The 24,836-nt window shown below is 38.6% G+C and carries 22 protein-coding genes; 3 read left to right on the top strand and 19 right to left on the bottom strand.

The genetic code is table 11. The features are described 5' to 3' along the window. Positions 1-51 precede the first annotated feature (51 nt). From OS139_RS05960 to sfsA, 7 genes are all read right to left on the bottom strand, one after another. Positions 52-1,512, bottom strand: coding sequence for a PTS sugar transporter subunit IIC (locus OS139_RS05960; RefSeq protein WP_002286601.1), 1,461 nt, complete (start codon positions 1,510-1,512; stop codon positions 52-54). Positions 1,513-1,619: 107 nt separating this feature from the next. Further along, complete coding sequence (locus OS139_RS05955) at positions 1,620-1,940, bottom strand: PTS lactose/cellobiose transporter subunit IIA (protein WP_002286604.1); 321 nt, start codon at positions 1,938-1,940, stop codon at positions 1,620-1,622. A 29-nt stretch (positions 1,941-1,969) separates the two neighbouring features. After that, complete coding sequence (locus OS139_RS05950) at positions 1,970-2,287, bottom strand: PTS sugar transporter subunit IIB (RefSeq protein WP_002286606.1); 318 nt, start codon at positions 2,285-2,287, stop codon at positions 1,970-1,972. Between the two features lie 151 nt (positions 2,288-2,438). After that, positions 2,439-5,141 (bottom strand): sigma 54-interacting transcriptional regulator, encoded by a 2,703-nt coding sequence (locus OS139_RS05945; RefSeq protein WP_002332069.1) that lies wholly within the window; start codon positions 5,139-5,141, stop codon positions 2,439-2,441. A gap of 62 nt (positions 5,142-5,203) precedes the next feature. Further along, positions 5,204-6,481 (bottom strand): DEAD/DEAH box helicase, encoded by a 1,278-nt coding sequence (locus OS139_RS05940; protein ID WP_002294535.1) that lies wholly within the window; start codon positions 6,479-6,481, stop codon positions 5,204-5,206. After that, positions 6,481-7,494 carry a Gfo/Idh/MocA family protein gene (locus OS139_RS05935; protein ID WP_002286612.1) on the bottom strand — a complete coding sequence of 338 codons (1,014 nt, stop codon included), beginning with the start codon at positions 7,492-7,494 and terminating at the stop codon, positions 6,481-6,483. The genes OS139_RS05940 and OS139_RS05935 overlap by 1 nt, the downstream gene beginning before the upstream one ends. A 15-nt stretch (positions 7,495-7,509) precedes the next feature. Next, positions 7,510-8,238, bottom strand: a complete 729-nt coding sequence (gene sfsA / locus OS139_RS05930) for a DNA/RNA nuclease SfsA (RefSeq protein ID WP_002286614.1) — start codon at positions 8,236-8,238, stop codon at positions 7,510-7,512. 164 nt (positions 8,239-8,402) lie between these two features. Between sfsA and OS139_RS05925 the strand changes: the two genes are divergently transcribed. The 3 genes from OS139_RS05925 (at position 8,403) to zwf (ending at position 11,116) form a co-directional block, all read left to right on the top strand. After that, the gene (locus OS139_RS05925) at positions 8,403-8,744 is read left to right on the top strand and encodes a DUF4828 domain-containing protein (RefSeq protein WP_002294538.1); all 342 of its coding nucleotides are present in this window, start codon (positions 8,403-8,405) and stop codon (positions 8,742-8,744) included. Between the two features lie 183 nt (positions 8,745-8,927). Beyond that, entirely contained in the window at positions 8,928-9,575 is a 648-nt protein-coding gene (locus tag OS139_RS05920) for a metal-dependent transcriptional regulator (protein WP_002286616.1), read from the top strand. A gap of 14 nt (positions 9,576-9,589) precedes the next feature. Beyond that, positions 9,590-11,116, top strand: coding sequence for a glucose-6-phosphate dehydrogenase (gene zwf, locus OS139_RS05915; RefSeq protein WP_002286618.1), 1,527 nt, complete (start codon positions 9,590-9,592; stop codon positions 11,114-11,116). A 48-nt stretch (positions 11,117-11,164) separates the two neighbouring features. On the opposite strand, the gene ileS is transcribed toward zwf, so the two are convergent. From ileS to mraY, 12 genes are all read right to left on the bottom strand, one after another. Continuing rightward, on the bottom strand, positions 11,165-13,963 hold the full coding sequence (ileS, locus tag OS139_RS05910; RefSeq protein ID WP_002286621.1) for an isoleucine--tRNA ligase: 2,799 nt from the start codon (positions 13,961-13,963) through the stop codon (positions 11,165-11,167). A 261-nt stretch (positions 13,964-14,224) separates the two neighbouring features. Next, positions 14,225-14,932: a DivIVA domain-containing protein gene (locus OS139_RS05905; RefSeq protein WP_002286622.1), complete on the bottom strand. Its 708-nt coding sequence runs from the start codon at positions 14,930-14,932 to the stop codon at positions 14,225-14,227. Positions 14,933-14,952: 20 nt separating this feature from the next. Next, positions 14,953-15,735 (bottom strand): YlmH family RNA-binding protein, encoded by a 783-nt coding sequence (locus OS139_RS05900; protein WP_002286624.1) that lies wholly within the window; start codon positions 15,733-15,735, stop codon positions 14,953-14,955. 48 nt (positions 15,736-15,783) lie between these two features. Further along, the gene (locus tag OS139_RS05895; RefSeq protein ID WP_033582058.1) at positions 15,784-16,062 is read right to left on the bottom strand and encodes a YggT family protein; all 279 of its coding nucleotides are present in this window, start codon (positions 16,060-16,062) and stop codon (positions 15,784-15,786) included. 23 nt (positions 16,063-16,085) lie between these two features. Next, positions 16,086-16,685 carry a cell division protein SepF gene (locus tag OS139_RS05890; RefSeq protein WP_002286627.1) on the bottom strand — a complete coding sequence of 200 codons (600 nt, stop codon included), beginning with the start codon at positions 16,683-16,685 and terminating at the stop codon, positions 16,086-16,088. Positions 16,686-16,698: 13 nt separating this feature from the next. Then, positions 16,699-17,376: a YggS family pyridoxal phosphate-dependent enzyme gene (locus tag OS139_RS05885; RefSeq protein WP_002324421.1), complete on the bottom strand. Its 678-nt coding sequence runs from the start codon at positions 17,374-17,376 to the stop codon at positions 16,699-16,701. Between the two features lie 16 nt (positions 17,377-17,392). Next, positions 17,393-18,634 (bottom strand): cell division protein FtsZ, encoded by a 1,242-nt coding sequence (gene ftsZ, locus OS139_RS05880; protein WP_002286629.1) that lies wholly within the window; start codon positions 18,632-18,634, stop codon positions 17,393-17,395. Between the two features lie 22 nt (positions 18,635-18,656). Further along, positions 18,657-19,982 carry a cell division protein FtsA gene (gene ftsA / locus OS139_RS05875; RefSeq protein ID WP_002286631.1) on the bottom strand — a complete coding sequence of 442 codons (1,326 nt, stop codon included), beginning with the start codon at positions 19,980-19,982 and terminating at the stop codon, positions 18,657-18,659. Between the two features lie 155 nt (positions 19,983-20,137). Beyond that, the gene (locus tag OS139_RS05870; protein ID WP_002332072.1) at positions 20,138-21,358 is read right to left on the bottom strand and encodes a cell division protein FtsQ/DivIB; all 1,221 of its coding nucleotides are present in this window, start codon (positions 21,356-21,358) and stop codon (positions 20,138-20,140) included. Between the two features lie 14 nt (positions 21,359-21,372). After that, positions 21,373-22,461: an undecaprenyldiphospho-muramoylpentapeptide beta-N-acetylglucosaminyltransferase gene (gene murG / locus OS139_RS05865; protein WP_002325465.1), complete on the bottom strand. Its 1,089-nt coding sequence runs from the start codon at positions 22,459-22,461 to the stop codon at positions 21,373-21,375. A gap of 25 nt (positions 22,462-22,486) precedes the next feature. Beyond that, entirely contained in the window at positions 22,487-23,848 is a 1,362-nt protein-coding gene (murD, locus tag OS139_RS05860) for a UDP-N-acetylmuramoyl-L-alanine--D-glutamate ligase (RefSeq protein WP_002332073.1), read from the bottom strand. Between the two features lie 13 nt (positions 23,849-23,861). Continuing rightward, a complete protein-coding gene (gene mraY, locus OS139_RS05855; protein WP_002286639.1) occupies positions 23,862-24,824 on the bottom strand; it encodes a phospho-N-acetylmuramoyl-pentapeptide-transferase in 963 nt (320 codons plus the stop codon). Positions 24,825-24,836 lie beyond the last annotated feature (12 nt).

Below are 24,836 nucleotides of genomic sequence, written 5' to 3'. Positions count from 1 at the left end.
AAATTCATTATGAGGAACGAAACTTAAAGCGTTCCGCTCCTCACGTTCATCTTATTGTTGTTCTCCTGCGGCAGGGTCCATTTTGTTTGCAGAGATGACAAATGGTGCCCAAATCAAGAAAGTCACGACCATACATACTAATGTTACGATCGGTGCCCGCCAATCCGCACCTGTTGCTAAGAATGACAATAAGAACGGCGGTACTACCCATGTGACTTGCTGCGATACCGGAGCGACTAGGCCAAGATAAGTAGCTGTCCATCCAATTGCTGTTGCTACTACTGGAGCAATCAAGAATGGGATAAACATGATTGCATTCAATACGATTGGCAGACCAAACATCACTGGTTCGTTGATATTGAAGATACCAGGCCCAATGGATAATTTAGCTACTGTTAGATAATCTGCACGTTTAGAGAAAATCAAGATAGCTATCAGTAAGACGATCGTTCCGCCTGATCCGCCAAACCATGCAAAAGCATCGAACGATCCGCGGACCCACATATAAGCTTTTCCATCTTCGATTGCATCTAACACGGCTGGTGTACCAGTTTTTCCGTTATAACCTTTTTGGAAAATATCAATATTGATTAGTTGTGCTTGTCCCCAGATTCCCTCTAGCACTGGTGCCAATACATTTGGTCCATGAATACCAAAGAACCAGAATACTTGAACAAATACTGTGACGATCAATACTGCTCCCAACCCTTGAGATAATCCTAGGAATGGTTCTGCAATATATTTTTGCACCAAATCAATGATCAGTTGCCCATCAGCTACACGACCTACGATATAATTGATAATAGCAATGACGTATAAAGCGATCGTCGCTGGTAAAATGGCTGCAAATGCTTTAGATACTGCTGGTGGTACTGAATCAGGCATTTTGATCGTAATGTTGGCAAGCATCAATTTACAAAAAATAATGACTGAAATAGCTCCCATGATCATAACTGTAAAATAAGCGTTTCCATTCAAATGATCTAGTTTTAGCCAACCCCATAATCCAACTGACAGTGTGCCATCTGCAATCGTTGCACCAATCTCAGAACTATTAATTGCATCTGCGACATTTGAAGGAACATTCACATCTAATGCTGCTGATAATGCTGGACCAAAGGAAATACCTTGAATCAAGGTAGCTAAACCAACGATCCCCCCAGCTAGATCATTTACTCCATAAGCTCGGGCAAGATTATACCCCCAAGAAAAGGCAAAGATCAATCCGGCGATTGCTAGTGTACCGTTCCAGACAAAACCATTGATTCCGATGATGACATTCAATACGGCAAAGATTCCTTTGTCTGCTGCTAAACTGTCAGCATAGGTACTGTTAAACTGTTGCGGTAAATCACGAATAATTGCATTGATCATTACAGCGACTGATCCCGCCATTGTTGCGGGCAGTGTGCCGATAAAAGCATCACGCAAAGCAACTAAATGTTTTTGCGCTCCGATTTTTGCGGCAACCGGCAGGATGTATTTCTCCATCCAACTTGATAGTCCGTTCATTTTTTACTTCCTCCTATAAGTTTTTTATATAAAGAGAGTTCTCCTTATAACAAAATAAAAAATCCGTTCAAAAATTTTTCTTCTTCCGTTCAAAAAAGAAGTTGTATTTATTCGCTGTATACGCGACGATAAAGTTCGATGATTTCTTTTGCTAAATCAGTAAATGCAATAGATGTCATTAAGTGATCTTGACTGTGAACAGTCAATAATGTCACTTGCATATGATTTCCTTGTGCTTCTTGTGTCAACATGTCTGTTTGTGCATGATGCGCTTGTATAAGTGATTCTTCTGCATCAGCGATTTTCCTATCCGCTAACTCAAAATCACCGATTTTAGCAGCCGCAATCGCTTCCATTGCATCGCTCTTTGCATTACCGCCAAACATGATTAACCCCATGATGGCTTCTAGATTTTGTTGATCTTCCACGTTGTTATACCCCCAACTGCATACTTGATTTATTTCATTAGATTTTCTGCTTGTGCAAGAACTTTTTCTCCGTTCATCATGCCATAGTCTTGCATATTGATGACATCTAATGGAATACCTTTAGGCGCAAGTTTTTGTTCAAATTGAGCTTTCATGAAACGTACTTGAGGACCTAATAATAATACATCGACATTCTTAGATTCTAAATTATTATCTGCATCTGAGGCAGAGACCGCAAAAATATCGGCTTCCATCCCTTTTTCTTCTGCTGCTTTTTGCATTTTTGTGACCAATAAACTCGTACTCATCCCTGCTGAACAAACTAACATGATTGTTTTTTTTGCCATTTTTAACACTCCTTTTATTTTTTTACACTTTTATATAACGCAAGAAGCATGCCAATAAAAAAAAGAGCTGAAATAGCGTTTTCATGCTTTTTAGCTCTTTTTTATAGTGCGCACACATATGTTTAGTGTGTAAACAGTATGATTAGTGTGTTCATTTTTTTATTTTATTTTCAAGAAACATTTGTGTAAGAAATGCGATATCATCTTCTGGAATTTTTACCTGATATTTTCGTTCTAGTGCCATCAAGTTTGCCCGAACGATATCCATTTCCAAACGATAAATTTTTGAGAAAATAGACAGTTTCTCAAATTGCCGATGGCTTTCTTGTTTGATCAATCCGTCTAACATGAAGGCTAAATGGATAACGATTCCAGTATCTACTCCAGGTTCCACGATAATCGACAAATCGGTCTGGATCTGCTGAACTGTCTTTTGCAATGAACGGATCAGTTCATCAATAGAAAAGACATCGCTTAATGATCCAGAAAGTGAATCGACAATTTTAGCTGTCGGGATCTCATCATCAGCTATACGCTTTAAAATATTTAGTTTTTCATCATCAAAAACGTCATAGGCTGAAAAAAATGGGATATTTTGATAATCAACATCAACTGTTCCCGCAATTGCTTTGATCTCATATTCTTCCAATAAGGCATCGATGTGTTTTTTGAATGATTCACGTTCTAAAAACTGCATCTGGATCAGTTCTACCTTATTTTGATTAATCACTGGCATAATACGCTGATATAATTTGGCAGCTACTCCCTCACCAGTAAAGCATGTCACGATTACGGCTTTTTTACGCTGTAAAGTTTCAAATTTTTCCGCTTTGAACTGATCACGTACGATCGATTCAAAGGAAAGCTGGATATTTTGATAAATGTCTTCTAAGCTTCTTCCAACACTTGCCATCCGTATCGCTTCTATTACAATCATGGTACTTGTCATCGTGATAGCTTTCGTCCGAATGCCAGTCTCTTCATAAATCAAATCACTGAAGGTGTTTAATGATCCCATATCTGTTAACAAGAGTAGACCATTCGTCAAATGCTCTTGATAGTTTTTGACATATTGTAACACTTCTTCATACATTGTTTGAACTTCCATAACCAGTGGCATATTAAAAGCTTTCCCTACTTTTGTTCCTAATAGTTCTTGTGCCATCTCCAACATGCTTGAAGCAGTCTGTCTGCCGTGCATCAATACGAGAACATCTACTTTGTTTTCTTTAACAGGCTCACTTTCTCCTAGATTGATAGAAAGAAACATACTAATAAAGCCGATTTCATCAAAAGGAATCTCAACTTGTTCTTCTTCTTCAATGATTGTCGAAAGATCAATTGCTACCTGGAATTCCCTCTTAAAATTTTTCCGTACGTTATTCAAATCTGGGTGGACGATCATATGACCTTCTCTCACACGATCCAATGTACTTTGCAGATGCAAAGCAAAAGCAAAACGAGCTTTTTCATTATAAATACGGTCTAACCGTTTTTCAGCCACATCATACAATTGATTGGTTAACCGCCAGATTTCATCTGGCAAAAGATCTTTGGGAATCGAACTTTTAGTCAATTCTTTGACATATGTCTGGAAATAAGCATCCACATCTTTTGAAATGAGGGTCTCTAGATCAATGTTCTCCACACCGGTTTCGGAAAGAGAAGTGACTTTTTCCTCAATATCGTTATAGACCTGCATGTTTCGTTCTGGATCTTGTGACCAGACAACATCAGCAAATCCTGGTTCAAATGTCAAATACTGACTTTTGCTGTCCATGAATCGGTCGAGACGTTCCGGTATTTCCTTGATTTTCAGTAATCCTTTTTGTACTTGAAGGGAAAGTTCTTCTTTTCGAATGATTAGCTTTTTCTCATGATGAGTACGGTAATGTAAAAAAGATTTTGCACAGACTAGTTTCAAGTCTCGTTTCACTTGACCGATATTTCCTTCCGCATCATAAAGCATGAAGGCAAGAATCGCTTCTTTTTCGATATCGATACGTTGATTCAAACGATTCGCTTCTTGTTTGATAAAAAGAGAGATGATTTCATAACGCTCATCCAGTGAACGTGAAGCAAGATTCGGCAAGGTGATTGCCATAGGAATCCGTCGATTGAACGTAGATAAGAAACTTTCTGAAGATTCAGTCGTCGCCCCAATGATCTGAACAGATGCTTCATGTACTTGTGCACTTTCTCCAAGCGGACGGTAAATACCTTTATCAATGAAAGTAAACAGCATTTCCTGCCCTTCCGGCGGTAAACGGTGGATCTCATCTAAAAACAATATACCGCCGTCTGCTTTGGCTATTAGACCGGGACTATCTTGAGCTGCTCCTGTGTAAGCCCCTTTTTTGATCCCAAAGATGTGTCCAAAGAGCAGTTGCGGATTTTGAGCATAATCCGCACAATTGAAAGAAACAAATGGCGCATCTGCAGAAAGCATCTCTGAATCGATTGCAAAATGATACATACATTCAGCAAACATCGACTTCCCTGTACCAGTTTCTCCAAAAATAATCGTATGCAACCCCCGCGGTGGATAAAGAATCGCAGCTTTTGCCTGCTGTATGCTGACTTTTAAAGAATCATTTTCTCCAACGAGTGTTTCAAAAGTCACTTGCGTAGAAGAGTCGACATGCACTTCATCAGATTTTGACTTTTCCGTTGGCAAAGAGTAAACGACTGGTCGGCCAGCGGTTTTTACAATATGATGGGCCTTGTATAGTTCACTTAAATATCGGCTTGCATTGCTTCGATCGATAGTTAAGCGCTCAGCTACATCACTTGCTGTCAATCCTTGTTGGTTTTCTGTCAATAGCTGCAAGATCTCTTCTTGACGTTCTTTCACATAACCCCTCCTCTGGCAACCAATTTTGTTCCCGTTTTCATAATCATAGCATAAAAAGGCGCTTATTTGCGCCTTGCTCCTTTATTTCTCTCTTTTTTTGATTTATTTTTAACTTTTTTTCTTATTTTTTCTTTGTTATATTCTGGGTTCTGCTCCTTTCCAGAAAAAGTTTTCGCATACTTTTTATTTACTGCAGGAGCTGCATCTTCTTTGGTTGGCTGCTCAGTTTGCAGCTTACCTCCGTATAAAAAAATCTCTTCAAGTGTTATATTTGATGGACGTAAAAGCCGTTTTAAATCTCTTAGATTATTATCTTGTACGAGTGTAATTACTATTCCTTCATTACCCATTCGACCAGTTCTTCCCGAACGATGCAAATAAGCTTCTTCACTTAACGGAACTTCTGCATTCACTACATAAGGAAGACCTGTAATATCTAAACCTCTAGCCGCCACATCTGTGGTCAAAAGTGCTCTGACCATTTTCTTTTTGAATTGTTCTAGCGCTGCTTTTCGGAGTAGCTTGTTCTGATCAGAGGCCAGACTTCCTACCGGTACACCTCTATACAGCAATTTTTCTTCCATTACGCCTAATTCAGTCAGTTGATTAAAGAAAATCAGACCATGAAAATCTTCTATATGCGTGAGACGTCTCAAGTAGTCATCTTTCTTTCGTATCGGTACACGTAAAAAGTAATGTCTCAGTCCTTTTCGAGAATCGTCCTCTGCTGTCACGTCAATTGTCTCAAACGTTTTCCCAGTGATTTTTTCAATGCTTTCAAGGGAACGATCTGCTGTCGCTGAAAAAAAAGCTAGCTGATACTCTGTTGGAGCTTGATGAAGAATTTGATCAATGATTTGGCTGTTCCCAGCGTCAAATAGCTGGTCTGCTTCATCAAATACCATTGTTTTCACTTGATGTGCTTTTATTTTTTTTGCTTTCATCAATTCCAATATTCTTCCTGGTGTACCAATCAAGATTTCTGGTTTTTTCTTCAACCCCTCAATCTGACGTTTGACGTTGGCTCCGCCCACCAAAGATTGGACTTTCAACTCTTTGTCTTTTCCCCATTCACGTGCAACATCTGCTACTTGAATAGCTAGTTCTTGAGAAGAAGCAAAAATGACCAACGCACTTGCTTCACCTGGTTCCACGTTTAGTAGTAGAGGCCAAAGATAAGCCAGTGTTTTACCTGAACCTGTAGGAGAAACCGCTACTATACTTTGTTTATTACTTAGTGGCTGAAAAACTGCTCGTTGAATAAGAGAAGGTGAGATAAACCCTTTATCCTCATATTTTTTCTGCCAATTTTCGGGAAATACTTGTACAAATTCGTTCATTAAAAATCTTCCTCATTATCTGCATCGAATTTGATGCCGCCATTTTTTCTTAAATCATAAATCACTTGGTTCACATTTCTAGCTAGCTCGATCCACTCTTCATACAACAATCCCCAAGCTGGATCTTTCGGATGAGCCATGACATTGGCAAAATCCTCTGCTTCATCTGCCATTGGATTTTCTGCAGCTGTTACCGCCAAATCAATGATTTCTTTATGCGCGCGATCATGAAATTGTGCTTGTTCAATTGCATTGACTCCATTCATCACTAGCGTTCCTGAGTCAAAATAAATCTCTGACGGTAAATAAGAATCACCGATTTTACCTGGCTGGATCGATACATCAAAATTCTCATAACGTAAGATCCCCCATCCAAGACCATCTACACCAGTAGAAATCTTTCTTGGGAAATAATGGACTTCTTTTGGCATTCCAAACCAAGCAACAGCTGCATATACAAGGTAAACACCTAAATCCATCAATGCACCACCTGAGAAATGAGTCGAGAAGATATTCGGTTCTTCTCCATCTAATACTTGGTCATAGCGCGAAGAATATTTCATATAGCTGAAATTTGCACCGATTATCTCGTCTTTTAATGGTAAGTAATCGGCAATCTTTTTAAAACCTGATTCATGGATATTTCTTGCTGCTTCAAAAAAATACACATTGTGTTCATTTGCCAAATGGATGATTTCATCCATTTCTTTTGGCGTCGAAAAAGCTGGCTTTTCAACTATCACATTTTTTCCTGCCAAAATTGCTTGCTTAGCTTGACTAAAGTGAAGACTATTCGGAGAAGCAATATAAATGGTGTCCATATGAGTAATATTGAAAAAAGTCTTCAAATCTGTTGCGAATTCGATATCCCCTTCATAATGAGAACCAAATTCCTGTGCTTTTTCCAAATGTCTAGAATATACCGCTGTCAATTCATATTTTTTTGTGCTTAAAGCTGCTTGGACAAATTGATGAGTAATCCAATTTGTTCCGATAATACCTAAGTTGATCATTATTTTACCTTCTTTCTATTGTATAGGATCTTCAAAAGGGATATCTACATCAAATGGAATGGCCTGCTTGACAGTTACCTCATCTGCCGATACTTGACAATTATAGGCGAGGATTTGAACTCCGCTTTGCTGCGCATGTCGAACCATATCAGCTAGTGCTGGTTGCATTTCTTCATGGATCGTTGCCAGATGAAGATGTTCGAATTGAGCAATAAACAAGACATAAGCGGCATAACCATCTTGTGCGGCATACGTTAATTCTCCTATATGTTTCAATCCTCTGAGTGTGGGCGCATCAGGAAAAGCACCAATCGCTTTATTTTCAAGTGTCATACCTTTGACTTCAACAAATGCTTTTTGTCCGACCACCGTCTCTAAATAAATATCAAATTTGGAGTGAAGATAAGTTACTTCACGCTTGTATACCGTAAATGGACCAGTTAATCCTGGTAAAAGGATCGTGCCGTCTAAAATACCATCAATTGCCAGCCGATTAGGCAATTGACTATCGATATTAAACCAGTCACCCTTCTTTTTTACAGCAATCAGATCATAGGCGGTTTTCCGTTTAGGTCCAGGAGCAAATACAATAGCCACTTCAGCGCCTGGTATCAGGACCTCTTTTCCTCTACCTGTATTTTTGACATGCGCAATAATTATTTCTCCGTCTTTTTTCATACAATGTGCTATAAACCGATTCGGGCGGTCAATAAAAAAAGCTATTTCCACTTGCTGATACTTCAAATTATGTCACCTTTCTTCCTACTATGTATCCTATCATAATTTGTAGAAAAACAGTAAAAAAACCAGTCGAAAGTCTTAGAGAAATTTTAGCTTTTATTCGGTACAATGAAATAAAGAAGAAAGAATATGTCTATGCGATTATTTTCTCATAAAGGAGTGATTTGGTGATAAAAAAAATGATCTATTTTCTTGGTTCACTCATTACCGTTCTCTCAAGTTTTATTTACTTGAAAAAGAAAAAACAAGCGGAAAAGTCAGAAGGACTCTCAAAGTATCAAGGTACATGGTTCTTTAGTGATAGCCAGCAAAAACAACAATTACAGATTACATCTGATTACACGTTTTTGATCAACGGTCAGTCTCTTGGCACATCTGTGGTAGAAATAGATGAATATCGTTTAGTCGTACGTGATCAGTATGGTTTTTATCTTATCTTTTCTTATCCCGAACAAACTCTTTATGACGAATCTGCAGACACTTCATATAAGTTGTTATCTGAAAAATAGATCCCTCCCAATGTATATATATATCCTTTATAAACGAAAGAATGAGTCTTCTCTATCATCTTTCGTTTTTTGTTGTAAAAACGTCTAAAAATCCTTTGTTTTTTATTTAGAAAAATAGTCAATTAACGTTTTTTTTGTTACACTTACTAATGATGGTTTTTTACCATGAAAGGATGATCGAATATGACACCAAATCGAGAAGATTATTTGAAAATCATTTTAGAACTAGGTGGAGATACAACGAAAGTCAACAATAAACAAATCGTATCTAGTCTAGATGTCTCAGCTGCATCTGTCAGTGAAATGATTTCTAAACTTGTGAAAGAAGAGCTTGTAGAACATTCCCCTTATCAAGGTGTACAATTGACTGCAAGCGGACTGCAAAAAGCTAGCAGTCTGATTCGCAAACATCGCTTATGGGAAGTTTTTTTAGTTGAACATTTAGACTATAGCTGGAATGAAGTCCATGATGATGCCGAAGTATTGGAACATGTGACTTCGGAACATCTTGCAGATCATTTAGAAAACTATTTGAATCATCCTGAACATTGTCCTCATGGAGGATCGATTCCTAAAAAAGAGGAAGTCGTCCATGAAGAACGCCGACAAACATTGGAGTCCTATCCTGTCGGTACAAAAGTGCGTATCGCACGAGTGCTTGATGAAAAAGAATTGTTGGATTACTTAGTCACTATTGACCTGAATATCAACGAAGAATATGAGATCGTTGACATCGCAGCTTATGAAGGACCGATCACTATCCAAAATGATAGAAAGAAAATCCCCGTCAGCTTCAAGGCGGCCAGCACGATTTTTGTCGATAAAATATAAAGGAGTGTATCCACATGTCTAATGAAAAAAATGTATTGTTTACGATATTCGGCGGTACAGGTGACCTAGCCCAGCGTAAATTGTACCCGTCTTTGTTCCGCCTTTACAGAAAAGGAAATTTAGGCGAGCATTTTGCTGTAATCGGAACCGCTCGCCGTCCTTGGAGCGATGAGCACTACCGTGAAGTTGTCAAAGAAACAATCCGTGCATTGAATCCTTCAGATGAAGAAGCAACTACCTTTGCAAGCCATTTTTACTATCAATCCCATGATGTAAATGATTCAACGCATTATCAGACATTAAAAGAATTGTCTGACCGATTAGATGGACACTATCAATTAAACGGTAACCGTGTCTATTATTTGGCTATGGCACCTCAATTTTTTGGAACGATCGTTTCTCATTTGAAATCACAAAATATTATGACAAAAAATGGCTTCAATCGTTTGATCATAGAAAAACCGTTCGGTTCTGATTACCAGTCTGCTTTTGAATTGAACCAGCAAATCAGAGAAGTATTCCCAGAACAAGATATTTTCAGGATTGATCATTATTTAGGAAAAGAAATGATCCAAAACATCTCAGCTATCCGTTTTGCCAATAATATTTTTGAGGCTCAATGGAACAATCGCTATATCGACAATATCCAAATTACTTTTGGCGAAAACCTCGGTGTAGAAGATCGCGGGGGCTACTACGATCATAGTGGCGCACTTAAAGACATGGTGCAAAATCATATTTTACAGGTTGTAGCATTACTTGCAATGGAACCGCCAGTAGCATTTTCCGAAAAAGAAATCCGTACAGAAAAGATCAAAGCATTGAAAGCTATCCGCATTTATAACGAAGAAGAAGTGTTAGAAAACTTCGTTCGCGGGCAATATGCTCAAGGTGAATTGGATGGTGTACAATTCAAGGGCTATCGCGAAGAAGACAAAGTGGATGCTCAATCAGAGACTGAAACATTCGTCGCAGGCAAATTCACTATCGATAACTTCCGTTGGTCAGGTGTTCCTTTCTATGTACGTACAGGCAAACGTTTGACTGAAAAAGGGACTCGGATCAACATCGTATTCAAACAAGTTCCTGTTAATGTATTCAAAACATCTGTCGATGAACCATGTGACGATACGACACTTCCACCTAATGTTCTAACGATCTATATTCAGCCAACTGAAGGATTTTCTTTATCCTTGAATGGGAAAGAAGTAGGGCAAGGATTTGAAACGGAACCAATTAAATTGGAATTTAGAAATAGTGCAGAAATGGTTGAAAATAGCCCAGAAGCTTACGAAAAATTACTATTAGATGCGTTGAATGGTGATGGAACGAACTTCTCTCATTGGGAAGAAGTCGCTCAATCTTGGCATATCGTGGATGTCATTCGAAAAGCTTGGGACCAAACACAACCGGATTTTCCCAACTACAAAGCTGGATCAATGGGACCTAAAGCAGCTTTCGAACTACTTGAAAAAGACGGATTCGAATGGATCTGGCAACCAGATAACTGGTATCGTGAACGTGGAAAATTAAACGATTGACAACAAAAGGGGGTGTGACAAAGAACATGTCACACCCCTTTTTCCCTTTTACTTTTCTTCGAATCCTTCAGCTACAGCTTCAGGATAGAAGTCTTCAACGATTTTTGCACAACGACCGCATAGATGAGGAAGTTTTTCATCTACTCCTACATCTTTACGAACTTGGCGACAGCGATCGCAAGTTTCCCCGTCTGCTTTTTCCACTGTAATAGCAACATCATCAAATACCATAGCGTTATCTGGCACTTGTTCATCTGCTGCCATAACTTCAAAGTAGTCTGGTGAAACGATCAATAATTGTGCAATATCTGCATCCAAAGCTTTTAACATTTCACGAACTTGTTGTTTTGGATAAACAGTTAGTTTTGCTTCCAAAGATTTACCAATCAATTTGCTGTTTCTTGCTTCTTCCAATGCTTTTAAGACATTATCACGGAAGTCCATGAAAGCAGTCCAGGTATCCATCAATTCTTCTTGGTTTGCAAACTCTTCATAACCAGGAAACTCGCTTAACTGAACGTACTCCTCTTCTTCTTTCAGGAATGACCAGATTTCTTCTGCTGTATGCGGAATGATAGGAGTCAATAATTTTGTCAAAGCTACAGCTGTTTGATAGAAAACAGTTTGCATGCAACGACGTTGATAATCATCTTCTGCTTCAATATAAACTACATCTTTAGCAAAATCCAGGTAGAATGACGATAGATCAACCGTCAAGAAGTTCATAACTGTACGGTAAATATGCATGAAGTTATATTTGTCGTACCCTTCTTCTCGGATTTCTTTGATTACTTGGTTCAATCGAACGGTCATATATTTGTCTACAGAACGTAAATCATTGTACGAAACAGTATCTTTTTTAGGATCGAAATCTTCTGTATTCGCTAATAAGAAACGCATCGTATTTCTGATTTTACGATATACTTCTGCCACTTGACTTAAGATATCCATAGAAACACGAACATCTGCTTCATAATCTACACTAGATACCCATAAGCGAAGGATATCTGCACCAAATTGTTTGATCACTTTTTCTGGTGCAATGATGTTTCCTAAAGATTTACTCATCTTACGGCCTTCACCATCTAAAGCAAATCCTTGAGAAATAACTGATTTGTATGGTGCTACACCATTGATAGCCACACTAGTCGTGATACTTGAGTTGAACCAGCCACGATATTGGTCTGATCCTTCTAAATACATATCTGCTGGGAATGATAATTCTGGTCGCTGACGTAAAACAGCTTCATGAGAAGAACCAGAATCAAACCAGACATCCATGATATCTTTTTCTTTTGTAAATTCGCCATTAGGAGAACCTGGGTGGGTAAATCCTTCAGGAAGAAGTTCTTTCGCTTCTTTTTCAAACCAGATAATTGATCCATGTTCAGCAAATAATTTTGCCACATGTTCGATTGTTTCTGGTGTGATGATTGCTTCTCCATTTTCAGCATAGAAAATCGGAAGTGGTACTCCCCATGCACGCTGACGGGAAATTACCCAATCGCCGCGGTCACGGATCATATTATACAAACGTGTTTTACCCCAAGGGATAACCCACTCTACTTTTTCTACTTCATCCAAAATATTCTGACGGAATTTATCGATAGATGCAAACCATTGTGGAGTTGCCCGATAGATCACAGGCTTTTTCGTCCGCCAATCGTGAGGATAACTATGAGTAAAGAAATCTAGCTTCAGCAAAGCTCCTTTTTCTTTTAATAGATCAGTGATCATAGGATTTGCTTTGTCATAAAAGATTCCTTCAAATCCAGGTGCTTCTTCTGTAAACAATCCTTTTGAGTCTACAGGTGACACTACAGATAGTTTATATTTGCTACCAGCGATATAGTCATCTTCCCCATGTCCTGGAGCAGTATGGACTAATCCAGTACCAGCGTCTAAAGTAACATGATCGCCTAAAATCACAAGTGATTCACGTTCATAGAATGGATGACTTGCAGTCATATATTCCATTTCTTGTCCAGCAAATTCTTTTAGAACTGTTACATTTTCCCAACCGATTTCTGATTGGACTGTTTCTAGCAAATCTTTCGCTACGACAAACTTACGGCCATCGGCTTCTACCAATACATACGTAAATTTTGGATTTACAGCAATACCTTGGTTTGCTGGCAATGTCCATGGTGTTGTCGTCCAAATGACAAAAGCTGTATCTTCATCAAGAATATCTTTGCCGTCTTTGACATTGAAAGCTACAAAAATAGATGGAGATTTTACATCTTTATATTCAATTTCAGCTTCCGCTAAAGAAGACTCACTTGACGGAGACCAGTAAATTGGTTTCAATCCTTTGTAAATATAGCCTTTTTCAGCCATTTTACCAAATACGCGTACTTGTGCAGCTTCATAAGAAGGATCTAATGTAACATAAGGATGTTCCCAATCTCCTGCAACTCCTAGGCGTTTGAAATCTGCTCGTTGCTTATCTACTTGGGAAAGTGCATATTCACGACATTTTTCCAAGTATTCTGCCATGGACATTTCTTTACGTTTCACGCCTTTATTAGCCAATACTTGTTCAATCGGCAATCCATGTGTATCCCATCCTGGAACATATGGTGCACGATAGCCAGACATTGATTTTGAACGAATGATAATGTCTTTACTGATTTTATTCAATGAATGTCCTAAATGGATATTACCATTGGCATATGGAGGTCCATCATGAAGAACAAAGCTAGGTTTTCCTTCGTTCAACTCTTGTCTTTTTTGGTAGATTCGATTTTCTTCCCATTCTTTTTGCCACTCGCCTTCTCGGTTTGGCAAATTACCACGCATAGGGAATTTTGTTTTTCCTAATTGCAAGGTTTCTTTCATTTTCATTCAACCATACACTCCTTTGTTTGTTTTCCGGACACAAAAAAGCATGTTCAGCCGCAAGGGACGAACATGCCGTGGTACCACCCAAATTTAGTTGCATCTATCTAGTGCAAACTCTCTGTGACCAATAACGAGGTCAGCCGCTGCTTCTTACTCTAATTTCGGAAAAGCAGGTCTCAAGTAGAGGATCTTTCACCATGCAGTGTCTTACCGAACTTCCACTCTCATCGGCTCGCTTTAAGAATAACAAAGTGCTTTTCTGTTCTACTCGTTTTCATTTTCACCAGGCACGATCGAGATATCAATAGCCTGTGTATCAAATGCCGTCATAGGTGCTTCTATGACTCCTGTGTCTGAGTTTACATCAGTATCATTTTCATTGTCAAGCTGTTTTGCTAAAACTTCTTTGATCACTTCATGGCTGTCAGTCACGTAGCTGGAGAATGGTTGTAAAATTTCATCCCATTCCGGACTTTTCACTTGTTCTAATTGAGACTCAAGCATCAAGCTGATACGTTGATGGAATACTCGTGTTTTTTTCTTAAGATCTTCAGTTTCTGTCGCAAGCTGTCTTGCTTTTTCTGTTGCATCTGTCAAGATTTTTCTTGCTTTTTCTTCTGCATCAGTTGTTAATTGATGTGCACGTTTTTCAGCGTTCGCAACTAACTCATCTGCTTTGTTTTGTGCAGAAGTAACGATCACTTCGGATTCCTTGCTTGCACTTGTTTTTACTTTATCAGCCGTATCTTGAGCTACGATGATTGATTGGTTCAAAGCATCTTTTAATTCATTGAAGTACTCAAGTTTTTCTTCAGAATGTTTGACTGCTTTTTCTAATTCTCGATTTCTTTGAGTCAATTCCTCATAGTCACGAACAACTAAATCTAAGAAATCATCTACTTCGTCTTGATTATATCCCCGCATTTTTGTCGGGAATGTCTTATTTTGGATATCTAATGGAGTTAAAGCCATGAGTAAACCACCTTTTTATTTTATTTACGTAATACACCGAACAGTACCCTGTACTTTTCTTTTTTCGTCTTCCCCTCAAGTTCTTGGATCTGGACTCTGCCATAACCTCTGACTGAAATAATATCTAATAGTTCAAGTACAAAATCAGGTCTTGTATTTTCTGTCCAGTTCACTTTTACTTTACCAGCTTCGATCAGCTGCTTGGACCGCTGTCTGGAAATATTATAAATCTCAGAGATCACACTGTCTAGTCGCATGGAACTAACTGTTCCTCTTTCTTGTGTCCAGCTATCTTTCGGCATAATCATTTCTGTGTATTTGATTGGTTCCAAGCGTACAGCAACCTTTCCAATCTTTGTTACTTGTGCAGCAACAAAATGATCCACCTCATTTGCAATAAATACTTGCCAGCGATCACCGTCCGAGATGATATCGCCAAAGTAAGAGCGTTTGATCCCCGTTCCCACTAAAGTTCCAAGGATTTTCCCATGACTTAGGCTGGCAAATTTGCTAGGATAATGGATTTCATACAATGCTGTTTCAAAATCTTCCTCTACAGGTTCGTAATAATCGGGGAAAATCAAACATCTTTTTCTTTCTGCCTGTTCATATCCGCCATAAAACATGAAACGCAAATCACTGCTTTGTCGAATCAGTGTTTCTAAAATATAGGATTGTCTTGGGTCAAGAAATTCGGTCAGATAGGGTGCATATTGTCCTTGAACTTGTTCAATCCAATCGCCTACCGAATCGATAAATGTACGTTCATCTGCCCGAAAGTGCTGGTATACATTTGCATCCAAAATTTTCCCCTCCTATCTATTCTGAGAATAAAGATTTTGTTGCTTCAATCAATAAACTAAATGGACAGTTATCCATATAACGATCTGTGCTAAACCTTGTACGGCTAAGTTCAAAATCAGGATTGCCCCTAAAATTGTGAAATCCAAGGGTCCAATCCTCAAAGGCAGACGATCGAACAAACTGATATACGGTTCGCAGATCTTAGCTAATAATCGTCCTAGCCCTGATTGATACCCGCCTGGAAACCAAGAGAGCAATGCATATACCATCAAGATAATGCTATAGAAATAGGCTGCCCGTTGAAGTAAATGAAGTAATAGTGCAATAGTATAAATCGTAGTTCCTCCTCTTACAGATCAAACAAATTCGCATCTGCAAAAGATTGAGCGGTTGAACTGTCAATCTCCATCCCAGTCGGTGTACAAAGAAAAATCTCATCTCCAACACGTTTGATATCTCCATCTAGTGCATAAACTGTTCCTGTTAGAAAATCAACGATTCTTCTCGCTTGTTTTTCTTCTACTAAATGAAAATTCACTAAGGTTGCTTCTCCAGCAATGATTCGTTTAGCAATCGCCATAGCTTCAGAATAAGCTCTTGGTTCCATTACAGTGATTTTTCCAGCAAGATTTGCTTTAGGTTGTGTAGAGGTTCTTGAAGCTGTTCTTTCTTTCGCTACAGTTTTTGTAGGTGATTGATGTAGTTCAATTACTTTTTTCTTTTCAGCCGGCTGAATACTTTCATGCGTTACAGGACGTGAAGTCGCCGTTTTTTGTTTTTCATGAGTATTCGCAGCAGATACAGAATGAGTTGATTGATTCTGTGTTGTATTTTTTTTAGTTGGCTGTACAGCCTTTTTTGTTGTTTCAGGATAATCTTGGTATTCGTACTCTTCCTCATCAGCTAATCCGAAAAAATTAGCAATTGCTCCTCTGTTTAAAAGCGGCATTTTTGTTCCTCCTTTATTCGTCTTTGAATAGCGCTGTTCCTACACGGATAAATGTTGCACCTTCTTCAATCGCAATTTGAAAGTCTTGACTCATCCCCATACTTAATTCACTACATGGTGCATGGGCATAACCTTTTGCTTGAACAAGATCACGCAATTCTTTCAGCGTACCAAACACTTTATGGATTTGCTCATCAGAAGCTTCTTTAGGCGCCATAGTCATTAACCCAACAACCTTGATTTTTGTGCAGGCAGCTAAAGATTCCACAAACGGTAAAAGCTCATCTGGTGAAATTCCATGTTTTGATTCCTCACCAGAAACATTTACTTCAATAAAACAGGATAATTCTTTCTCTAACCGCTTCTGGATTTCTTCTGCTAATCTTAAACTGTCCAACGCATGAAAGTAATCAATTTCATTTACAATCAATTTTACCTTTCTGCGCTGTAAATTACCAATTAAATGCCACTTTATTTCAGGAAAATCAAATAAATCTTGTTTCTTTTGTAATAGTTTATCTACTCGGTTTTCTGCACAATTCATAACGCCAGCTCTAACCAATTCTTCAGCTTGAGCGGATTCAACAGATTTTGTTACAGCTACTAATGTAACTTCTTTCGGATCACGATGAACAAGAGCACACGAATCCTGAATTTCTTGCTTGATTTTCTGCAAGTTGTCAGCAATCATGTGCTCTTCCTCTCCTTTATTTTTTACGACGGAAAAACGGTGGCGTATTTAATTCATCATCGCCATGAGATTTTGTTTCTTCGCGGTTGAATGTATCAAATTCTTTTTTTTCGATATTGTCAAAATTGGAATCATCAACTCTAGGACGAACATTTTGTTCACGTCTGATATCCCAATCGCCAAAACTGTTTTCTTCTTCTGAAGAAGTTGGTTTAGCTTGATCCATATCTAATACAGTCTTTTGAGCAGGTGATTGCATTTGTGCTTGTCTAGCTGGTCGGCTAGACTTGCGTTCCTTTTTTGATTCATCGATACCTGTTGCGATGACCGTCACACGGATTTCATCGCCCATTTCTTCATTGATAGATGTACCTAGAATGATATTTACATCGCCAGTTGCTGCATTTGCTACGATATCTGAAGCATCTTGTGCTTCGAACAATGTCATATCCAAACCGCCTGTGATGTTAAGAAGTACTTGTTCAGCTCCATCAATAGATGTTTCAAGCAATGGAGAGGAGATTGCTTTTTTCGTTGCTTCTACTACGCGATCTTCTCCACTAGCCACACCGATCCCCATCAATGCTGTACCTTGGTTTTCCATCACTGTTTTCACGTCAGCAAAGTCAAGGTTAACGTAACCTGGCGCTGTGATCAAATCAGAGATACCTTGTACACCTTGTCGTAAAACATTATCTGCTTCACGGAAAGCTTCAAGCATCGGTGTCTTTTTATCTACAACTTCTAATAAACGGTTATTTGAGATAATTAATAATGTATCCACATTTTCTTTCAAACGAGCGATACCTTCTGCAGCAAAACGGCCACGTTTCGGTCCTTCAAAAGTGAATGGACGTGTCACGACACCAACAGTCAATGCGCCCAATTCTTTCGCGATACCTGCAACGATTGGTGCAGCACCTGTACCGGTTCCTCCACCCATTCCTGCAGTGATGAAAATCATATCTGCACCGTCTAAAGCTTCGCGTAAGGATTGTTCACTTTCTTCTGCCGCTTTTTGTCCAACTTCTGGCTGAGAACCAGCACCTAAACCACGAGTATATTTGGGGCCTAATTGGATAACTGTTTCAGCTTTTGAATTTTTTAATGCTTGCACGTCTGTGTTGGCTGTAATGAATTCAACACCTTTAACGTTTTCTTCAATCATTCGGTTTACAGCATTTCCACCGCCACCACCGACTCCGATGACTTTGATTACTGCGCCGTCATTGATATTATTATCAATTGAGAATTCCATATCTTATTCCTCCCAGGATGAATTAATCAAAAATATTTGTAAAGAAACCCTTGATTTTATTTTTTACATTTTCTCCGGACTCTTTTGGTTCCGGCTCATCGTAGATTGTTTCTTCAGGTGCTTCATAGCTCTCATATGTGTTTGTTGTTTCTTGTTCAACTACCATTTGACGAGCTGCTGAGGTTTCACCCGTAACAGCAATTTTTGCCAATTGATACACTTCACTCAAGTTTGCTGAATAATCCACGATACTTATTACATTTGTGAATACCGGGTTTCTCAGCCCCATGTGATTTGGAACATACAATTTTACATTTACGCCGAAGATTTCTTGTGCCAAGTCCACAACACCAGGAAGACTAGCAGCTCCGCCTGTCAATACGACGCCACCTGGCAACTCTAATGCTTCGATTTGGTCCAATGCATCTTTTGCTTTGTTGAAAATCTGTTCCATTCGAGCTGAAATAATTTCTGACAAGTAGCGTTCATCGACTTTCACTGGTTCTGACTGACCAATCACATCTACTGGAAATTCTTCATCTGGTGATGTCCGTTCTGGGTATGCATCACCGTAGTTTATTTTCAACGCTTCTGCATTGTTAAATGACGTATTTAATACAATAGAGATATCTTTAGTGACAAATTCGCCACCTTCTTGGTCAAGATTGGTAAACTTCAATTGCTTATCATGCATAACAGCCGTTGTTGTTTGGCCGCCACCCATATCAATGACGATCGTACCAAAATCTTTTTCTCCGTCAGAAAGAATTGATTCAGTCAGCGCTAAAGGAGTAATCACCATTTCGTTGACGATTAATCCGGCATTTTCCACGCATTTACGTATGTTATGGATGATCGTTTTAGGTCCTGTAAACAACAGACCGTACATTTCTAATCTTACGCCGATCATTCCACGAGGATCTTTGATTCCCTCGAACCCATCGACAGTAAAATCTTGTGGCAATATTGACACGATTTGACGTTCAGGAGGTATTGAACGAACAAGGGCAGCTGAAGCCACATTTCTGACATCTTCATCGGTGATTTCCTTTGAATCTCCGTTAACTGCAATCATTCCCTGGCAATTTTCTACTTCAAGCATGTTTGCTGGCAAACCGACACTTACGCCTTTGATCTGGATACCTGCTTTTTCTTCTGCTTGTCGTACTGCTCGTTGTATCGCTTGGACCGTTTTATCGATATCAACGATAATGCCTCGGTTAATCCCTTCTGATTTTGCGTTTCCTACTCCAATAATATTCATTTGGCTGTCGATATATTCAGCCACGACAACTTTAACAGATGTCGTTCCAATATCAAGGCCTACATACATTCCTGTTTTTGCCATGAATGGGATTCCCTCCTACTTACTATTCCATATACAAGCGAACAACTAGCGTCCGTTTTAAAATATACTTATTAATAGATATATTCACTGCTTCCAATTCTACCATAAATTACTGGTTTTTAGAAAGTACATTCTTACTTTTTAAAGTTGTTTTATCAATTTTCATTTAAACTTGACGGAGTTGTACTTGGATTATCTTCTATTTGACTTGTTTCACTTGAATCATTTGAATCAGATGATCCGTTTGTGCTAGACGATCCAGGTGTTTGTGCTGCTTGCGTTTCTGCCTCTTCACTTGATTCGTTTGTTTGATCCGCATTTTCTTCACTTTCAGTTGTTTCTTCCGATTGGCCCGATTCTTCCGTTTCTTGAGTGCTACCGTAAGGATGCGAGAAGATACCAACTTCCATGTCGATCACACCTTTTTCATCCATATCTTTGGCTACTTGCGAATAATATTTCATTTGGTTCGCAAGATTATTGATATTTACAATAACTTGATTGCCGTCATTCATATTCAATTGGATCAGATTTTTATTGCTTGCTCTTGGCGTGTACTTGATTTCAGAAATTGCTTTTTGTAATTCTGATGATAACTGATTGTATTGCTTTGTTAATTCTTTGATTTTTGCAGAGTCTTTGAACTCTTCCAAGATAGGGAGATTTTTTGTAGGATTTGCTACTTTTTCATCTAATACTGTTCCATTTTCAATCACTGGGTAGTATTGATTGTTTTTTGCGATCAAAGCAATCTCTTTATATTCTGTTACATCCAAATCGAATTCATTCATCCCTTTGAAATGTATATTTGCTGTTTCGATTCTTGGCTGTGCTTTTTTAAGGCGATCGATATAAGTAGATCGATGAAAATACTGTCCCCAAACATTTTCTCCTAATGACAATTTTGTATCAGAGATGATTTCTTGGCTGTTGACTGTCTTATTGCCTGATACTGCAACTGCTTGTAATTTGCTATAAGGAGAAACATAATAGATCAAAAAAATCAGCGGTATACCCAATACAGTGATGATCAAAGCTAACCGACGAAATAGTACTTTGTGCCGTTGACTTTTTAAATTGGGCAGCCGGTTCAAAAAAGAACCGTTATATGGCCCACCGTTTTTCTTTTGCTTGATCTCTTCAAAAAATTCGATTTTTTTCTCGGACTGGCTTTCTTCTTGCTGTTCCTCTTGAACCGTTTTTTCTTCTTCAGAATCTGAAAGGGGTGTATCTAATGTTATGTCTTCTTTTTTTGGCTCTTGGTTTTTCATCTCTTGTTCTGCCAGATATTTTCGGTTAGCCTTTTGCCAAGGAGTCAAATTGTTTTCATCAGAAGACGGATGAGACAATTTTTTTGGTTCTTTTTTCTTACTCACTAAGACCACCGCCTTTATTTTTTGATTATTTGTTTTACTAAGTCATAAAGACGTTTTGAAGCATCAGGGATTCCTTGTTCTTTAGAAGCTCGGCACATTTGCTTTTGCAATTCTTCATCACCCATGATTTCGTTGATTGTCTGACTTAGTGATTCACCTGTTAGTTCATTATCTGCAATCATTTTTGCTGCTCCTGCGTGAACAAGACTCATTGCATTTTTAGTTTGATGATCATTCGTAACATATGGGCTGGGAACCAACACTGCCGGTAACCCCAGAGCTGTGAATTCTGCGATCGAAGTTGCACCAGCACGCCCCACCAGCAGATCACTGGAAGCCATGACCTCTGCCATATTTTTGATATAAGGCTGGACACTAATATTTTGTATTTCAGGATTTATTTTATTTAGGATCTCTTCATAATATCTATCTCCTGAAGCATACAAAACTTGGTAAGAAGAAGGAATATATTCACTTAAAAAAACTGATACTGCTTGATTGATTTTAAGTGCTCCTTGACTACCGCCAAAAATCAAGACTGTTTTCTTTTCTGGATCCAAACCAAATGTTTTCAAAATATCTGATTTTTTAGTATCTGCTACTTCTTGTGCTCGAGGATTACCTACAAGAACTGCTTTGTTTTCAGGAAAAAAGGAAGCCGCATCTTTAAATGAAAGAGCGATCCGATCCACATATCGGCTTAAAAATTTATTGGTAACACCTGGTACACTGTTTTGTTCATGGATAATTGTTGGAATACCCATTTTGGCTGCAGCGTACACTACCGCTCCGGAAACATATCCTCCAGTACCGATAACGATATCTGGTTGAAAATCACTGAGGATTTTTTTTGCTTGACGGATACTCTTAAGAAACAATCGGACCGTCTTAATGTTATGCATGGAAATTTTTCGTTTAAATCCTTGAATCTCCAAGGTATGGAAAGGCATTCCTGTATCAGGGACGATTTTGTTTTCTAGACCTCGTTTTGCTCCCACATACATGAATTCAGCATTCGGTTCTTGAGTCTTTACATAATTGACAAAGGCAAGAGCTGGATAAATATGTCCCCCTGTTCCTCCGCCTGTAACCAAAATTTTCATTTTTTATCGCTCGCTTCTACTTTTTCTATTTTAATCGGTTCACAGCTTCCATGAATCTGTTTCCTCTAGTTTCAAAATTTGGGTATTGATCCCAGCTGGCATTCGCTGGTGATAATAAAACTACATCACCATCTGTACTGTTTTCTAATGCTAAAGGAACTGCTTGTTCTACAGAATCGGCTGTTACTATTGTCTCGATCCCTGCTTTTTTTCCAGCATCCATCAACTTTTCTTTTGTTTGGCCAAATACGACCATTGCTTTGATTCCTTTTAATGAAGGAATTAATTCATCAAATGTATTTCCTCTGTCTAATCCGCCAGCCAATAACACGACCTTAGACGTTTCAAATCCACTTAGAGCCATTTTAGTCGCTAAAATATTGGTTGCTTTTGAATCATTATAAAATTTTCTGCCTTGGATTTCTCCTACATATTGCGTACGATGTGGTACGCCATGGAATAAATTCAACGTTTCTCGTATAGCTTCATTTGATATACCATACAATTTTGCTACAGAAATAGCAGCTAGTGCATTTTCTACATTATGCTTACCTGGTACGCCAAGTTCAGATATTTCCATTATTTTTTCTTTTTTATAGTATATTGAGTAATCGTCAGCATACACACCGCCTTCCAACACTTCTTTTGTCGAGAAAGGCAGTACACGTGCTTTTGTTCTTTGCGCTAATTCTTGTAGTTCTGACTGATTCCAGTTAAGGATCAGATAATCTTTTTCTGTCATGTTTTTTTGAAGGTTCCATTTAGCTTTGACATATTCTTTTCTTGTACCATGATAATCAATATGTGCTTCATAGATATTGGTAATCACCGCTATATGAGGGCGGAAATCTGTGATTCCCATGAGTTGGAAGCTAGACAATTCCATCACAATTTTATCTTCTGATTTTGCTTCTTGCGCTACACCACTTGCTGGATACCCAATATTACCCGCTAAACGTGCAATTCCTTGATCTGCTCCTGCATTCAGTAGTAGTCCTGTCATCGTTGTTGTCGTTGTTTTTCCGTTCGTTCCTGTAATCCCAATAATTGGGCATTCCGCTACTTCGTAAGCTAGCTCAACTTCCGTAATTACCGGAATACCCATTTCTTGGGCTTTTGCTACTAAAGGATGACTGTAGGGAATCCCTGGATTTTTGACCATCAATGAAAATTCTTCATCCAACAATTCGATTGGATGACTACCTGTTATTACTTTTATCCCTAAAGAAAGCAGCTCTTGTGCTTCCGGATTTTCGTCAAAAGGTTTTCCATCATTAACGGTGACAAGTGCGCCCAATTCATGTAATAATTTGGCCGCACTTACTCCGCTTTTTGCGAGTCCTAAGACAAGCACTTTCTTATTTTCATATGTTGATATTTTTTTCATTTCCCGTCATCTCCTACCAAACGATCCATAATGTGATCAACGAAGTCACAATGCTGATCAACCAAAAAACTGTATCAATCTTCCACTCCGACCATCCGCACATTTCAAAGTGATGATGAATTGGAGACATTTTAAAAATTCGTTTTCCTGTAAGCTTAAAGGAAGTAACTTGAAGCATCACACTTGCTGTTTCCATAACATAGATCAAACCAATCAAAAGCAATGTCCATTCTTGGTTTAGCATTATAGAAATTGCCGCTAAAAGTCCGCCCAACGCTAATGAACCGACATCTCCCATAAAAATCTTGGCAGGTTTTCTGTTGTAGACGAAGAAACCCAGTAAACCTCCTAAAACACTTAAGCAAATGATTAATACATCATACTGATGCTGATGCCAAGCAATTAGACCGTAAGCTGCAAAAGAGATACTTCCTAAGCCAGCAACTAATCCATCGATGCCATCTGTCAGATTTACTGCATTTGAAAATCCAACAAGCCAGAAGAGAGCGAAAATACCATAAATGATTCCTAAAGGTAGATCTAGTCCGAAGAAATTCAATACACCTGGATAACCTTCAGAACGGTAAACAAGATAAAAGATGATTCCCCCTAGAATCTGTCCAATCAATTTCTGCTTCGAGTTCAGTCCCATGTTTCTTTTCTTGAATATTTTTATAAAATCATCAAGAAAGCCGATTACTCCGTATAATGCTAATACAAAAAGCAAGATGAAAAGAGTAGGAGTTAGCTGTTTTTGCCAAGCTCCAACCCAAATTCCTGTCAAAATAGAGCCGATCAGAAACACTAAGCCGCCCATTGTAGGAGTTCCGGCTTTGCTATTGTGCCACTTTGGTCCCTCCTCACGAATCGCCTGACCTTGCTTTTTCATTTGAAAGTAACCAATAAATAGCGGCATTGCGGCAATTGTCATTGCACAACTGCTGACAATGGGAATCAATGCTTGTGTCCATTCCATGCTCTTTTCTCT

Origin of the sequence: Enterococcus sp. E4-223, assembly GCF_035727065.1 — a bacterium.
GTDB lineage: Bacteria > Bacillota > Bacilli > Lactobacillales > Enterococcaceae > Enterococcus_B > Enterococcus_B faecium.
The sequence above is the reverse complement of the archived record's forward strand: the minus strand, read 5'-3'. Positions and strand labels throughout refer to the sequence as shown.

What these genes read in the sequence shown, in the direction of transcription:
- OS139_RS05890 (WP_002286627.1), bottom strand. Translation starts at nt 16,685, where the DNA reads ATGCCGCTTTTAAACAGAGGAGCAATTGCTAATTTTTTCGGATTAGCT.
- zwf (WP_002286618.1), top strand. Translation starts at nt 9,590, where the DNA reads ATGTCTAATGAAAAAAATGTATTGTTTACGATATTCGGCGGTACAGGT.
- OS139_RS05960 (WP_002286601.1), bottom strand. Translation starts at nt 1,512, where the DNA reads ATGAACGGACTATCAAGTTGGATGGAGAAATACATCCTGCCGGTTGCC.
- OS139_RS05935 (WP_002286612.1), bottom strand. Translation starts at nt 7,494, where the DNA reads ATGATCAACTTAGGTATTATCGGAACAAATTGGATTACTCATCAATTT.
- OS139_RS05940 (WP_002294535.1), bottom strand. Translation starts at nt 6,481, where the DNA reads ATGAACGAATTTGTACAAGTATTTCCCGAAAATTGGCAGAAAAAATAT.
- murG (WP_002325465.1), bottom strand. Translation starts at nt 22,461, where the DNA reads ATGAAAATTTTGGTTACAGGCGGAGGAACAGGGGGACATATTTATCCA.
- OS139_RS05905 (WP_002286622.1), bottom strand. Translation starts at nt 14,932, where the DNA reads ATGGCTTTAACTCCATTAGATATCCAAAATAAGACATTCCCGACAAAA.
- ftsZ (WP_002286629.1), bottom strand. Translation starts at nt 18,634, where the DNA reads ATGGAATTCTCAATTGATAATAATATCAATGACGGCGCAGTAATCAAA.
- OS139_RS05920 (WP_002286616.1), top strand. Translation starts at nt 8,928, where the DNA reads ATGACACCAAATCGAGAAGATTATTTGAAAATCATTTTAGAACTAGGT.
- mraY (WP_002286639.1), bottom strand. Translation starts at nt 24,824, where the DNA reads ATGGAATGGACACAAGCATTGATTCCCATTGTCAGCAGTTGTGCAATG.
- ftsA (WP_002286631.1), bottom strand. Translation starts at nt 19,982, where the DNA reads ATGGCAAAAACAGGAATGTATGTAGGCCTTGATATTGGAACGACATCT.
- OS139_RS05885 (WP_002324421.1), bottom strand. Translation starts at nt 17,376, where the DNA reads ATGATTGCTGACAACTTGCAGAAAATCAAGCAAGAAATTCAGGATTCG.
- murD (WP_002332073.1), bottom strand. Translation starts at nt 23,848, where the DNA reads ATGAAAAAAATATCAACATATGAAAATAAGAAAGTGCTTGTCTTAGGA.
- OS139_RS05950 (WP_002286606.1), bottom strand. Translation starts at nt 2,287, where the DNA reads ATGGCAAAAAAAACAATCATGTTAGTTTGTTCAGCAGGGATGAGTACG.
- ileS (WP_002286621.1), bottom strand. Translation starts at nt 13,963, where the DNA reads ATGAAAATGAAAGAAACCTTGCAATTAGGAAAAACAAAATTCCCTATG.